Genomic DNA, 14,087 nt, shown 5'->3' with positions numbered 1-14,087 from the left:
GAATGAAACCCTCATTACAACTTAAGCTAGGCCAACAGTTAGCAATGACTCCTCAATTGCAGCAAGCGATTCGTTTGTTGCAATTGTCTACTTTAGATTTGCAGCAAGAGATTCAAGAAGCACTTGAATCTAACCCACTACTCGATGTCGAAGAAGGCAATGAAGATACGCCAACATCGGAAGAAAAACCTAGCAGTGACGAAAAAGAAACTGTTGAAGCCACAGAGCAAGACTTACCTGATAGCTCAGACTTAATCGAAAAATCAGAGATTGGCAACGAACTAGAAATCGACACAACTTGGGAAGACGTCTACAGCGCGAACACAGGTAACACGGGTATTGCGATTGATGACGACATGCCGGTTTATCAAGGCGAAACCACTCAAAGCCTGCACGATTACCTACTTTGGCAACTCGACTTAACGCCATTCACTGACACCGACCGAAGCATCGCTTTTGCATTAATCGATGCCATCGACGACTACGGCTACCTCACTGTAACTTGTGAAGACATCCTTGAAAACTTCGACAATGAAGAGATCGAGCTTGATGAAATTGAAGCGGTACGTAAACGAATTCAGCAGTTTGATCCGCTAGGTGTCGGTTCAGTCAACCTGCAAGATTGCTTGTTACTGCAACTGGCAACCTTTCCCCAAGATACGCCTTGGCTTAACGAAGCTAAGTTAGTACTTACTAGCCATATCGACCAACTCGGCAATCGCGATTACAAACTGGTTATCAAAGAGACCAAGTTGAAAGAAGCAGAACTACGTGAAGTTTTGCAACTGATTCAACAGCTGGACCCTCGTCCTGGCAGTAAGATTACTCCGGATGAAACTGAGTATGTGGTTCCAGATGTATCTGTCTTCAAAGACCTTGGCAAATGGTTAGTGACCATTAACCCTGATAGCGTGCCTAAGTTGAAAGTGAATCAGCAGTACGCTGATCTGGGCAGTAAAGGCAACAGCGCCGACAATCAATACATCCGCTCAAATTTGCAAGAAGCAAAGTGGTTAATTAAAAGCCTAGAGAGCCGAAATGAGACGCTACTCAAAGTTGCGCGATGCATTGTTGAACATCAGCGTGATTTCTTCGAACATGGCGAAGAAGCGATGAAGCCAATGGTTCTTAATGATGTTGCGTTAGCTGTTGATATGCACGAATCCACGATCTCTCGTGTGACGACTCAAAAATTCATGCATACGCCACGTGGCATCTTCGAGCTCAAATACTTTTTCTCAAGCCATGTCAGCACTGACAATGGCGGTGAATGTTCATCTACAGCAATTCGCGCACTCATCAAGAAGCTTGTCGCAGCGGAAAATACCGCGAAGCCTCTAAGTGATAGTAAGATTGCTGCTTTACTGGCTGACCAAGGAATTCAGGTAGCTAGACGTACCATAGCGAAATACCGTGAGTCTCTGGGCATTGCCCCATCGAGTCAGCGTAAACGCCTGCTATAAGCTCATTTAGTCGCTAGTTACTTAGCAACTATGATCAGGCAACCAACTGAAAAGGAAAGTCTATGCAAATCAATATTCAAGGCCATCACGTTGATCTTACCGATTCAATGCAAGACTATGTTCACACCAAATTCGACAAACTTGAGCGCTTCTTTGATCATATCAATAGCGTTCAGGTTGTTTTAAAAGTTGAGAAAATCAATCAAATCGCAGAAGCTACCCTGCATATAAATCAGGGGGAAATCCATGCGACAGCAACAGATGAAAGCATGTATGCCGCGATTGATTCATTGGTTGATAAACTCGTCCGCCAACTCAACAAGCACAAAGAAAAGCTAAGTAGTCACTAACATGCAATTAAGCGAAGTACTTTCATTGGACTGCACCAAAAGTGCAGTCCAATGCACAAGCAAAAAAAGAGCCCTTGAGCTCATCAGCCAGATAGCAGCTGAGAGCTGCGGTCAAGATTCAACAGAGCTATTTGAGTGTATGTTGAGCCGTGAGAAGATGGGCAGTACCGGTATTGGTAATGGTATCGCGATTCCCCATGCTCGTATGAATGTCAGTGATAAAGCGATAGCTGTATTACTGCAATGCCAAGATCCTATCGAATTTGATGCGATTGATAATCGTCCTGTCGACCTACTATTTGCCCTGCTTGTTCCTAGCGAACAATGCAAAGAGCATCTAAAAACCCTTTCTTGTATGGCAGAACGACTAAACGACAAGCAGACTCTTAAACAGCTGCGTAATGCTCAGAGCGATCAAGAGCTTTACGACATCATGATTCAAGTGCCAACTTGCGAGCAATAACATGCGATTAATCGTGGTTAGTGGCCAATCAGGGGCCGGTAAAAGTGTTGCGTTACGAGTCCTAGAAGACTTGGGGTATTACTGTGTCGATAATCTACCAGTAAACCTGCTCAACAACTTTGTCGAATCGGTACGCGAAAGCAACCAAAACGTTGCGGTAAGTATTGATATACGTAACCTACCGAAAGAGCCTCAGTTAGTCACCGACACGCTCGAGCAACTCGAGTCAGCTACAAACATCGATGTTGATGTATTGTTCCTCGATGCCAGCAAGCAGACACTCCTTAAGCGCTACAGCGAAACCCGCAGAATCCACCCTTTATCAATTGGCCAAGAAAAGCTCTCTCTTGAGCAAGCGATTGATTTAGAAAAGACACTTCTCAGTCCTCTAGCAGAGCAAGCCAGCATTGTGATTGATAGCAGTGACTGCAACCTCTACGAGTTGAGTGAAAAAGTGCGCTTTAAAGTCGAAGGCAAAGAGAAGCAAGAACTAATCATTGTCTTTCAATCTTTCGGCTTTAAATTTGGTCTGCCAAGCGATGCCGACTACGTGTTTGATGTTCGCTTCTTACCAAACCCTCACTGGGAACCTGACTTACGACCAATGACAGGCCTTGATGCTCCGATTCACTCCTTCCTAGAGCAGCATCAAGAAGTGATTGAACTCAAACAACAGATTCAAGGCTTTGTTGAGCAGTGGCTACCAATGTTAGAGAAAAACAATCGCAGTTACCTAACGGTAGCCATTGGTTGTACTGGTGGTAAGCACCGCTCGGTCTATCTAACCCAGAAAATTGGTGAGTACTTCGAACAACTTGGTCATCAAGTTCAAATCAGACATGTCTCTTTAGAGACGCACCAACAGGGCTAACCATGGAATTAACTCGAACTGTACTGATCCAAAACCGTTTGGGTCTTCACGCTAGAGCGGCCGTAAAGTTGGTTGAGCTTGCACAAAGCTTTGATGCCACTATCACAATTCATAGTGAAGAAGATAAAAGTGCCACCGCAGACAGCGTAATGGGACTATTGATGCTGGAGTCAGCCCAAGGCCAACACATCACGATTCAAGCTTCGGGTACTGATTCACAACAAGCACTTGATGCCGTTTGCCACCTTATCGAAGATAAATTTGATGAGGGTGAGTAGCTAAGACGCTTTACTCACAACACCGCAAACTCAAACGGTGAACCAACCTATATTAAATCTTAGTTCTACCTAAGTTTATGATTTAAATAAGCCCTAGAATTAAGTTACTATTCCAAGCATTGTAAGAATAATGAGATAGGAGGAAAATATGGCAGAGCAATTAGAATTCGACCAAGCTCACCAAACCCTCCAAGAAGTCAGCGAAGCCCTAGAAAACGGCCGATTTGTTCACGTACGCCGACAACTTCAGGACATGGAACCTGAGGATATTGCACACCTTTTAGAAGCCTCCCCTCGCAAAAGTCGTGACGTACTCTGGCAACTCACCGATCCTGAAGACTACGGTGAAATTCTTGATGAACTAAACGAAGACGTCAAAGATGCTCTTGTGTCGAAAATGGCACCTGAGACCTTGGCAGAAGCAACCGAAGGTATGGAAACCGATGACGTCGCGTACGTACTTCGAAGCCTACCCGACGATGTTTCTCGCGAAGTCCTTTCTCAAATGGACTCCGTCGATCGTGCATTAGTTGAAACTGCCCTGTCGTACCCTGAAGATTCAGCGGGTGCGATCATGAACACCGACGTAATCACGATTCGTGGTGATGTCGATGTTGACGTTGTATTGCGCTACATGCGTATGCGTGGCGAACTGCCGGATGCAACTGATGCTCTGTATGTTATTGATGAAGAAGAACGTCTTATCGGTAACCTATCACTTACCACGCTAGTAACGACTCAACCTGATGTCCCTGTTTCAGAAGTGATGGATGATGCCGACGAAGCGATCGCGGTAGAAACCAGTGCGTCAGATATCGCGAGCCTGTTTGAACGTCGTAACTGGGTTTCTGCGCCTGTCATCGATAGTAACCAGCACCTTGTTGGTCGTATCACCATCGATGACGTGGTTGATGTTATCCGTGAAGATGCCGAACACTCAATGATGAGTATGGCGGGTATGGACGATGACGAAGATACCTTCGCACCGGTCGTAAAATCTGCTCGTCGTCGTAGTGTGTGGCTTGGTGCTAACGTACTCGCAGCACTGGCGGCAGCATCTGTATCAAACATGTTTGAAGCAACGCTCGATCAAATGGCAGCGATTGCGGTTCTGATGACTATCGTGCCTTCGATGGGGGGTGTTGCGGGTAACCAAACCGTTGCTCTGGTGATTCGTGGTTTGGCACTCGGTCATATCGGTGACAGTAACAAACGCGAACTGCTACTCAAAGAGGCAGCCATCGGCTTCCTAAACGGCGTTCTATGGGCCGTTATCATTGGTGGTATCGTGGTGGCTTGGAAAGGTAACTGGATACTGGGAGGCATCATCTCAGCGGCGATGATGACCAACTTGATTGTCGCAGGTATTGCTGGTGTAACTATCCCAGTGATGTTGAAGAAGATGAATATCGATCCAGCCCTTGCTGGCGGTATGGCACTGACCACAGTAACCGATGTTATTGGCCTATCGGTGTTCCTAGGCTTAGCGACCATACTGATCTAGTTAGCATAAGCAGTTAGCCAATTTTTGGCGAAATACAGAAAACAAAAAGGGAGCCACGGCTCCCTTTTTTAATTCATCAGATTCGCTTTAATTGAATTACTCACCCGCGACTTTCATCGACTCAAGCAGGATAGAACCCGTTTGAATTTGCGAACGTGTTTCTACGTCGTTACCCACAGCAACAATCTGAGTAAACATGTCTTTTAGGTTACCTGCGATTGTTACTTCTGATACTGGGTATTGGATCTCTCCGTTTTCAACCCAGAAACCTGCAGCGCCACGTGAATAATCACCCGTTACGGTGTTTACGCCTTGGCCCATCACTTCAGTGACTAGGAAGCCAGTACCCAACTCTTTTAGCATCTGCTCAAAGTTTTGACCGGTCGATTTAACGAACCAGTTATGAATACCACCAGCATGACCGGTTGGCGTCATATCCATCTTACGTGCGGCATAGCTCGTTAGTAGGTAAGTTGCTAGCACACCGTCAGTGATGATTTCACGATCTTGAGTGAACACACCTTCGCTATCAAATGGGCTTGAAGCCAAACCACGTAGGATGTGAGGACGCTCAGAGATATTGAACCAATCAGGTAGGATTTTCTGACCTAAATGATCCAATAAGAAAGATGACTTACGGTAAAGGTTGCCGCCACTGATCGCCATCACAAGGTGACCGATAAGACCTGTCGCAACATCGTTAGCGAACATAATTGGGTATTGGCCTGTTGGTAGCTTTTTCGCATCCAAACGGCTAATGGTCTTTTCTGCAGCTTCTTGACCTACACGCTCAGGCGTCCACAGCTCGTCACGGTGACGTGCAACGGTGTAGCTGTAGTCACGCTCCATCTCACCGTTAGCGCCTTGTCCAATTACACAGCAGCTCGTGCTATGACGACTAGAAGCATAGCTTGCTAGTAAGCCATGGCTGTTACCATAAACCTTAACGCCATAGTGGCTGTCGTAGCTTGCGCCATCACTCTGTTTGATCTTATCGCTATAAGCTAACGCTTGCTTCTCAGCAGCAATCGCAATCTCAGCGGCATAGTCAGGGTTTGGTTCATCAGGGTGAAAAAGATCCAAATCTGGAATTTCTTTTACCATGTATTCTTTTGCCGCAGGACCGGCAAATGGGTCTTCAGAAGTGTACTGAGCGATATCAAGTGCGGCCGCGACGGTTTGAGCAATCGCCTTTTCACTCAGATCAGATGTAGATGCGCTGCCTTTTTTCTGGCCGCGATAAACAGTAATACCTAGCGCACCATCACTATTAAATTCAACGTTTTCCACTTCACACATACGTGTTGAAACACTTAAACCCGTTGACTTAGTAATAGCGACCTCAGCTGCGTCTGCACTCACTGATGCCATATCCAACGCTTTAGCTACTGCGGCTTCTAGCTCAACTCTTTGCTGGGCGACTTGCTGTTTTACATCCATATCTATTCTAATTTTTTAGGTCAATATTACGTAGGATAACAAGAATTTCGCTTTCTCCCCAAGATTCTTGCTAAAATAGGCAATATATTCGTTTGAGATAGTGACATAGGCAGAAAAGATGGCTCGCAAAAACCAAAAAGCCCCATGGGAACCAGAAGAAGAAATCATCTGGGTAAGTAAGACAGAAATGAAAACGGACATGGATGCCCTGCAAAAGCTGGGAGAAGAGCTTGTTGGTCTAAAGCCTTCTGTATTAGATAAATTTCCGCTGTCTGAAGATTTGGCACAAGCGATTAAAGATGCACAACGCTTTAAAAATGAAGCGAAGCGTCGTCAACTTCAATACATTGGTAAAGTAATGCGTAATGTCGATCCTGAGCCAATTCAAGCGGCTTTGGATAAAGTACGTAACAAGCACTCACAAGCAACAGCTGAACTACATAAGCTTGAGCAACTGCGTGATCGTGTTGTTGCTGAAGGTGATGCGGCTATTTCAGAAGTAATGGAAATGTACCCTGAAGCAGACCGTCAGCGTCTTCGTCAGCTAGCTCGCCAAGCTAACAAAGAGAAATCAGCGAACAAGCCTGCAAAGTCTTCTCGTGAGATCTTCCAAATCTTAAAAGAGCTAAAGCTAGAAGACTAATCGTTATCTCGCTTTACTCATAGAGTGAATAAAAGACCTAGCACATGCTAGGTCTTTTTGTTTTTGACGCACTCGATATCAAGAAGCACTCAATATCAATAAATACTCACAGGAGTGATGAGTCGTCACTCACCCGCTTTAACAAATGAGCTTAATTCTGTCTGTGGATGATCCGCCGTCAGTGCCTCTATCGAGTCTTCAACCAACACCTTACCTAGCGCCACAAACACAAACTTATTCGCGATACTGCGTGCGTCACCTAAATGGTGAGTCACCATCAAGACCGTAATATTTCGCTCTGCCGCTAATCGCTTCACTAAACTAAGCATCTCTTCACGCAGCAAAGGGTCAAGCGCAGAGAAAGGTTCATCAAGCAGCCAAATATCATGAGGTTGGACAAAACAACGCGCTAACGCGACACGCTGGCGTTGACCACCGGATAAGTGCTCAGGCAATCTATCCAAATACTCTGCAACACCTACTTGTGCGGCTGCTTGCTCAACTTTGAGCTTTTGGGTTGCCGTAAGCTTTAATCCCGGGTGCAGACCTAAACCAATATTTTCACGTACCGTGAGATGGGCAAACAGGTTGTGCTCTTGAAACAACATCGCCAACGGACGCTGATGTGCTTCTTTACCAATAAGCGACTGCCCAGCCACTGATATCTCACCCGATGTAGGCTCGATGAAACCAGCAACTAGCGCCAACAGTGTAGACTTACCCGCACCACTCGGCCCCATAAGCGCAACAATATCGCCCTGCTCAGCTTGAAAATCAAAGCTAAACAACTCTCTGTGATAATGGTAATCCACATCTTTCATCACTAACATCATCGGTTCCTTAATTCTTTAGCATCGAGCTTAGATCTTCGAGTAAATAAGAATTCTATTAAGCTAAAACTGCCGACACTCAGTAACAGTAAGCTCACAGAAACTACCGCCGCCGCTTCCATTTGATAGCTGCCTAACAATTGGAATAGGTACAAAGGCAGAGTTCTAAAATCTTGGCTACCAAACAAAGCAATCGCGCTTAAATCACCCATCGCCAACATAAAGCTGATCGAGAAGGCTTGCGCCATCGGCTTACGCAATGCGCGCCATTCCACGAGCCTGAATCGAGTGAAGCCAGTCATCCCTAAACTCGCACACACATACTGATACTGCTGAGACAGGTGCAGCATAGGTTGAGCCAAGGTTTTAATTACGTAAGGCAGCGCCATTAAGCTGTTGACGGCAATCACGATAAAGAAAGCTAAACTGAATACATCGGTGAATGAACGCAGTAATAAGAAGATACCCGTACTGATCACCAGCCCCGGAGTCACCAAGATAATAGTGCCAATCAGCTCGATTTTATCGGCTCGAAAATTCTTGTTCTGTAAACGCCATGCTCGGCTAGTCAGTAGTATGGCGATACCAATACCAACTGCGATAACACTTGCTAATGACGCGACTTTAACCGAGGTCATTAACGCCGCCCAAAACGGCTCGCTGCTGAGTACGGTTAATGCCTGCGAGTTAATTCCACTGACGATAACCATAGCTAATGGCGGCAATACCAGCATTGAGACTATGATGATCCAAAAGCTATCCCAAGCTTTTGACCACCAGCTGTCCTTAACCAAATATTTCTCTTCAGACAACTGACTGGCCGTCACTGAAATAGGCTTCGATAGGCGTTGAATGCTCACCGCTAGCACACCACACAGCAGCATTTGCCATATCGCGAGCAAGGCACCAGCTTGAAGGTCAAAGTCGAATTTAATCGCCTGATAAATAGCGAGCTCGATAGTGGTTGATTTAGGTCCACCGCCTAGCGCCATCACGGTAGCAAAGCTGGTAAAACACAACATGAAGACTAAGCCACACACATGTGGTAATTGCTGTCTTAAGCGAGGCCATTCAACCCATCTGAATTTGTTCCAATGACTCATACCCAAGTGAGCACAAAGCTTGTGTTGCTCGGCAGGCACGGTATCTAACGCTTGCAGAAGTAAGCGACTGGCATAAGGCAAGTTGAAGAAAACGTGCGCCAGCAAAATACCATTCAATCCGTATATGGAAAATGGCAATTCAATATCGAAGTTCGCCAAAAACTTAGCTAACCAACCACTATTGCCATAGATCGCAAGTAAGCCAAATACACCCACTAACACTGGCAGGACTAAGGTCGACGCGAACAGCCTTAACAACAAAGCGCGTCCAAAAAATTGTCTACGACACAGCGCATGAGCAATAGGTATAGCAAAGCCAACACTCAGCACCGTTGAGAGTGTCGCCTGATAAAAACTGAATTTCGTTACATGCCAATAGTAGGGATCGGACCATACTTGGCTGATATCAAGAGAAGGGGCATTGCTAAGCAATGCCCCAACTGCTGAAACCACGAAGGCGGTAATGAGTATCGCTACCCAAATCCCAACCTTAGGTGTTTTCTTTATCATAGATTGATTTTTTACCGTAAATGGTTCGCTCAGTTAACATCGAACAAACCTTTAAATACAGAAAGTTAGAAAGCTAATTTTTTAAAAGCAAATTAAAAAGTAAGTGCACTCTGCCATTCACGAATCCATGGCTTACGCTTAGCTGCAATTTCTTCGGGCGTAAAGCTTAGCGCTTTCTGAGGAACCGTAAGTTGCTCGAACCCTTTTGGAAGCTCAATATCGGTCACTGGGTACATCCAGTTGCCTGTTGGCATCGCCGATTGGAATTCATCACTTAGGATAAACGCCATAAACTCATCAGCAAGCTTTTCGTTCTTGCTGCCTTTAACCTTAGCGGCCACTTCCACTTGAGTGTAATGCCCTTCTTCGAAGCTTGCTGCTGCATACTTAGAATCGCTTTCAGCAATAATGTGGTAAGCCGGAGACGTTGTATAAGACAACACTAAATCCGACTCGCCTTCTAGGAACATAGAGTAAGCTTCAGACCAGCCTTTGGTTACAGTCACTGTTTTCTGAGCAAGCTTCTTCCATGCTGCTGTCGCTTCATCACCGTATACTGATTTCATCCAAAGCATCATGCCTTGGCCTGGTGTTGATGTACGTGGATCTTGGTAGATGACCTTAAGATCATCACGCTGCTCAACCAGTTCTTTCAAGCTCTTCGGCGGGTTTTCCAGTTTCTCTTTATTGTAAACAAAAGCAAAGTAGCCAAAGTCATAGGGTACAAAAGTGCTGTCGTTCCAACCATTAGGAAGCGTTACCGATGACGTATCAACATTATGCTCAGCCAATAAGCCCGTCGCTTTCGCTTCAGCCATCAGGTTGTTGTCGAGACCTAGCAAGATATCGGCTTTGCTGTTGCCGCCCTCAAGACGTAAACGGTTCAGAATAGACACGCCATCTTCTAGAGCGACAAAATTCACATCACAACCACACTTCTCTTCGAATGCTTTTTCAACGGCAGGACGAGGGCCCCAATCCGCAGCAAAAGAGTCATAGGTGTATATAGTCAAAGTGTTGTCTGCAGCAAAGGCAGAAAAAGAAATAGCTGTAGTAACAGCAAGGGTAGTTAATGTGAATTTCACTGGACGCTCTCCATGGTCTGAGCGGCACAGGTTTGAGGGAGGAGAACGGTAGAGGTTGTTCCTAACTCAATTCCTACGCCAGCATTATCTGGTTCAGGTTTACGGGTCCCAAGCACCTGCTTGATCTCAGCTCGCATTCATTATTTGAATGGTTCGCTCCCCGATGAGTGTTCAGAATTGTAATTTGATTTTTAACAATAAGCTATCAAGTTTGGATCAATTACGTTGATCGTAACCCCAACGTGGCACTAAACCTTGTTCGATACCAAGGTGATCTAGAATACGCGCCACCATAAAGTCGACCAGTTCTTCAATTGACTTAGGTTGATGATAAAAACCCGGGGCTGCAGGCATGATCGTCACGCCCATGGTCGAAAGCTTATGCATATTCTCTAGATGAAGCGTCGAAAATGGCGTCTCACGAACCACCAACAACAGCTGTCCTCGCTCTTTCATGACTACGTCTGCTGCTCGCTCAATCAGGTTATCCGACAATCCATGTGCAATCGAAGCCAAGCTTCCCGCGGAACATGGGCAAACGACCATCTGCTTCGGTGCAGCTGAACCAGAGGCAACCGGCGAGAACCAATCATCTTTGCCACACACCACCAGCTTTTCAGGGGCGCAGCCAAGATGTTTAACCAAAGCTTGTTTCGCCGCATCTGGCCCAGCAGGTAACTTAAGTTCATGCTCGGTCGCCAATACCACTCGCGCTGCCGATGAAATCAGCAAGTAGACCTGATAGTCGGCTGCCAAAAGGCATTCAAGTAAACGCAGGCCATAAGGCGCACCAGATGCGCCAGTGAAAGCAAGGGTTATCGCTTTATCGTGTTTTGTCATGTTCTCAATTACTTCAAATTATAAGGTCGTGGATGCCGTTAGCCTTTGAGTGCCAATCCATCCAACAGTTTTTGATGAATGCCACCAAAGCCACCATTACTCATTACCAAAATTTGGTCGCCAGCTTGTGCCTCTGAGACAATTTTAGCAACGAATGCATCCATGTCATCACTCACGTGTGCCGGTTGGTGACAAGCGTCTGCAACATCTTGAACTGACCAATCAATGTTATCCGGTTGGAATAAGTAGGTAGAATCCGCCTGCTTCAACGAATCAGCCAGTATTTCTTTGTGCACACCACGTTTCATGGTGGCAGAACGAGGCTCTAAAACGGCAATGATTTTCTTAGTGTCGACCTTATTACGTAATCCCCCGAGCGTAAGTTCAATCGCCGTTGGATGATGAGCAAAATCGTCATAAACAGACACACCTGCCACCTCGCCTTTAAACTCCAAACGGCGCTTAGTATTAATAAAGGTAGCTAGTGATTCACAAGCAAGGTCAGGTGTCACGCCCACATGACGTGCAGCTGCAATCGCCATCAAAGCATTATTTACGTTGTGGTCGCCCACTAAATCCCAATTTACGGTTCCAACACATTCATTTTGGAAGTAAACCTCAAATTGAGAGCCATCTTTGACCAGTTTCTTGGCATCCCAGTCGCCTTGCTCGCCACTCGATTCAGTTTCACTCCAGCAACCGCGAGCTAGAACATCTTCAATAGCGCTGTCTTGCTTAGGTGAGAAAATGCGACCATTGCTTGGCACAGTACGCACCAAATGATGAAATTGTCGCTTAATCGCTTCAAGATCGTCAAAGATGTCCGCATGATCGAACTCTAGGTTATTCATCACTAAGGTTCTTGGGTGGTAATGAACGAACTTAGATCGTTTATCGAAAAAAGCACTGTCGTATTCGTCGGCTTCTACCACGAAGAACATGCTTTCACCAAGGCGAGCAGAGATACCAAAGTTACCCAACACTCCGCCAACTAAGAAGCCCGGTGCATAGCCACAGTCTTCCAAGATCCAAGCCAACATGCTTGATGTCGTGGTCTTACCGTGCGTTCCCGATACCGCTAACACCCAACGGTCATGCAGTAAGAACTCTTGCAACCACTGAGGACCAGAGGTGTATCTAAGGTTGTTATCCAACACATACTCAACACACGGATTACCGCGGCTCATTGCGTTACCGATAACCACGAGATCTGGCCTTGGTTCTAATTGGCTAGGGTCGAACCCTTCAATAATTTCAATCCCTTGTGATTCCAACAAGGTGCTCATTGGTGGGTAAACATTCGCGTCACTACCCGTAACCTTGTGACCTAATTGACGAGCCAATACCGCAGCACCACCCATGAAGGTGCCACAAATTCCTAAGATATGAATATGCATAAATTGCTTCCAAACGCTTGGCTAAATAAACAGTGCCTAATTAAAACGGCTTGAACTCATTATCATTAAATGGCGATTAAAAGCGAGCGGCAATGCAAAACAAATTGAGTCGACATAGTAAGTGAGATCTGTGTCGCTTAGTTCATTACCATTAAAAAGATCTAACCTTTAGAATTTAGGTAAGCGTCTAGATGAATAAAGCCCACTCAAGAGGCCGAATCTACAGTGCTCAAATCCCCCCTAATATTGAGAGAAGTTTAAGGAAATAACATGTCTGAGATGCGCACCCTTGGTGAGTTCATTGTTGAGAAACAGAGTGACTTCCCCCATGCAAGCGGTGATCTATCATCCCTTTTGTCGTCTATTCGACTTGCTGCAAAAATTGTTAACCGTGAGATCAACAAGGCTGGCCTAGTCGACATCACTGGCGCTGTTGGTACAGACAACGTGCAAGGTGAAGAGCAGCAAAAGCTAGACCTTTACGCGAACGACAAATTTAAAGCGGCTCTAGAAGCCCGTGACCAAGTTTGTGGTGTTGCAAGTGAAGAAGAAGACGAAGCTGTCGCCTTCAATAAAGAGCTCAACAAAAACGCAAAATACGTTGTACTGATGGATCCACTAGATGGCTCATCAAACATCGATGTAAATGTATCGGTTGGTACAATTTTCTCTATCTACCGTCGAGTATCACCGATCGGTACACCACCAACACAAGAAGATTTCTTACAGCCCGGACACAAGCAAGTAGCCGCGGGTTACGTGATTTACGGTTCTTCAACCATGCTTGTATACACAACAGGTGCTGGCGTAAATGGTTTCACCTACGATCCATCTCTGGGTACTTTCTGTCTATCTCATGAAAACATGATGATTCCAGACGAAGGCAAGATCTACTCGATCAACGAAGGTAACTACATCCGCTTCCCAACCGGTGTTAAGAAGTACATCAAATACTGTCAGGAAAGCGAGCCAAGCGATAACCGCCCTTACACGTCACGTTACATTGGTTCTCTTGTGTCTGATTTCCACCGTAACTTGCTAAAAGGCGGCATCTACTTATACCCAAGTACAGAGAGCCACCCTCAAGGTAAATTGCGTTTGCTTTATGAATGCAACCCTATTGCTTTCCTTATGGAGCAAGCTGGCGGTATTGCATCAGACGGTGCACAGCGTATCATGGATATCAAACCAACTGAGCTACACCAACGTGTGCCTTTCTTCGTTGGTTCAACAAAAATGGTACGTAAAGTAGAAGAGTTTCTTGAGCTGAACCCTGAGTAACCCTCTCATTTCATTCTCAAACTAACGCT

General features: G+C 45.7%; 14 protein-coding genes and 1 riboswitch. Of the genes, 8 read left to right on the top strand and 6 right to left on the bottom strand.

Going from position 1 to position 14,087, the window contains the following annotated elements; translation table 11 throughout:
* Positions 1 to 2 precede the first annotated feature (2 nt).
* From AB4585_RS12260 to mgtE, 6 genes are all read left to right on the top strand, one after another.
* Positions 3 to 1,463 (top strand): RNA polymerase factor sigma-54, encoded by a 1,461-nt coding sequence (locus AB4585_RS12260; protein ID WP_017058913.1) that lies wholly within the window; start codon positions 3 to 5, stop codon positions 1,461 to 1,463.
* A 62-nt stretch (positions 1,464 to 1,525) separates the two neighbouring features.
* Positions 1,526 to 1,813, top strand: coding sequence for a ribosome hibernation promoting factor (hpf, locus tag AB4585_RS12255; RefSeq protein WP_009847742.1), 288 nt, complete (start codon positions 1,526 to 1,528; stop codon positions 1,811 to 1,813).
* 1 nt (position 1,814) lies between these two features.
* Positions 1,815 to 2,276: a PTS IIA-like nitrogen regulatory protein PtsN gene (gene ptsN, locus AB4585_RS12250; protein ID WP_004738707.1), complete on the top strand. Its 462-nt coding sequence runs from the start codon at positions 1,815 to 1,817 to the stop codon at positions 2,274 to 2,276.
* 1 nt (position 2,277) lies between these two features.
* Complete coding sequence (gene rapZ / locus AB4585_RS12245; RefSeq protein ID WP_017058912.1) at positions 2,278 to 3,147, top strand: RNase adapter RapZ; 870 nt, start codon at positions 2,278 to 2,280, stop codon at positions 3,145 to 3,147.
* Between the two features lie 2 nt (positions 3,148 to 3,149).
* Positions 3,150 to 3,425: an HPr family phosphocarrier protein gene (locus tag AB4585_RS12240; RefSeq protein ID WP_008220439.1), complete on the top strand. Its 276-nt coding sequence runs from the start codon at positions 3,150 to 3,152 to the stop codon at positions 3,423 to 3,425.
* Between the two features lie 148 nt (positions 3,426 to 3,573).
* Complete coding sequence (gene mgtE, locus AB4585_RS12235) at positions 3,574 to 4,929, top strand: magnesium transporter (protein ID WP_017058911.1); 1,356 nt, start codon at positions 3,574 to 3,576, stop codon at positions 4,927 to 4,929.
* 96 nt (positions 4,930 to 5,025) lie between these two features.
* Here mgtE and pmbA read toward each other — a convergent pair whose 3' ends face one another.
* Positions 5,026 to 6,369, bottom strand: a complete 1,344-nt coding sequence (gene pmbA / locus AB4585_RS12230) for a metalloprotease PmbA (protein ID WP_017058910.1) — start codon at positions 6,367 to 6,369, stop codon at positions 5,026 to 5,028.
* A gap of 118 nt (positions 6,370 to 6,487) precedes the next feature.
* On the opposite strand from pmbA, the gene yjgA reads away from it, so the two are divergent.
* A complete protein-coding gene (gene yjgA, locus AB4585_RS12225; protein WP_017058909.1) occupies positions 6,488 to 7,012 on the top strand; it encodes a ribosome biogenesis factor YjgA in 525 nt (174 codons plus the stop codon).
* 125 nt (positions 7,013 to 7,137) lie between these two features.
* Here the strand turns inward: yjgA and thiQ are convergent, their stop codons facing one another.
* From thiQ to mpl, 5 genes are all read right to left on the bottom strand, one after another.
* Positions 7,138 to 7,842 carry a thiamine ABC transporter ATP-binding protein gene (gene thiQ, locus AB4585_RS12220; RefSeq protein ID WP_017058908.1) on the bottom strand — a complete coding sequence of 235 codons (705 nt, stop codon included), beginning with the start codon at positions 7,840 to 7,842 and terminating at the stop codon, positions 7,138 to 7,140.
* A complete protein-coding gene (gene thiP, locus AB4585_RS12215) occupies positions 7,842 to 9,455 on the bottom strand; it encodes a thiamine/thiamine pyrophosphate ABC transporter permease ThiP (RefSeq protein ID WP_017058907.1) in 1,614 nt (537 codons plus the stop codon). Before thiP ends, thiQ begins: the two co-directional genes overlap by 1 nt.
* A gap of 92 nt (positions 9,456 to 9,547) precedes the next feature.
* On the bottom strand, positions 9,548 to 10,540 hold the full coding sequence (gene thiB / locus AB4585_RS12210; protein WP_102320274.1) for a thiamine ABC transporter substrate binding subunit: 993 nt from the start codon (positions 10,538 to 10,540) through the stop codon (positions 9,548 to 9,550).
* Between the two features lie 53 nt (positions 10,541 to 10,593).
* Positions 10,594 to 10,713, bottom strand: a riboswitch (TPP riboswitch).
* 43 nt (positions 10,714 to 10,756) lie between these two features.
* Positions 10,757 to 11,380: a flavin prenyltransferase UbiX gene (locus AB4585_RS12205; protein ID WP_372128573.1), complete on the bottom strand. Its 624-nt coding sequence runs from the start codon at positions 11,378 to 11,380 to the stop codon at positions 10,757 to 10,759.
* 38 nt (positions 11,381 to 11,418) lie between these two features.
* Entirely contained in the window at positions 11,419 to 12,777 is a 1,359-nt protein-coding gene (gene mpl / locus AB4585_RS12200) for a UDP-N-acetylmuramate:L-alanyl-gamma-D-glutamyl-meso-diaminopimelate ligase (protein ID WP_065584318.1), read from the bottom strand.
* Between the two features lie 270 nt (positions 12,778 to 13,047).
* On the opposite strand from mpl, the gene fbp reads away from it, so the two are divergent.
* Positions 13,048 to 14,058 (top strand): class 1 fructose-bisphosphatase, encoded by a 1,011-nt coding sequence (gene fbp, locus AB4585_RS12195; protein WP_008220458.1) that lies wholly within the window; start codon positions 13,048 to 13,050, stop codon positions 14,056 to 14,058.
* Positions 14,059 to 14,087 lie beyond the last annotated feature (29 nt).

Source organism: Vibrio sp. 10N.222.49.C9 (assembly GCF_041474985.1).
GTDB classification, from domain to species: Bacteria; Pseudomonadota; Gammaproteobacteria; order Enterobacterales; family Vibrionaceae; genus Vibrio; species Vibrio crassostreae_C.
This window is presented reverse-complemented; position numbering and strand designations above follow the sequence as displayed.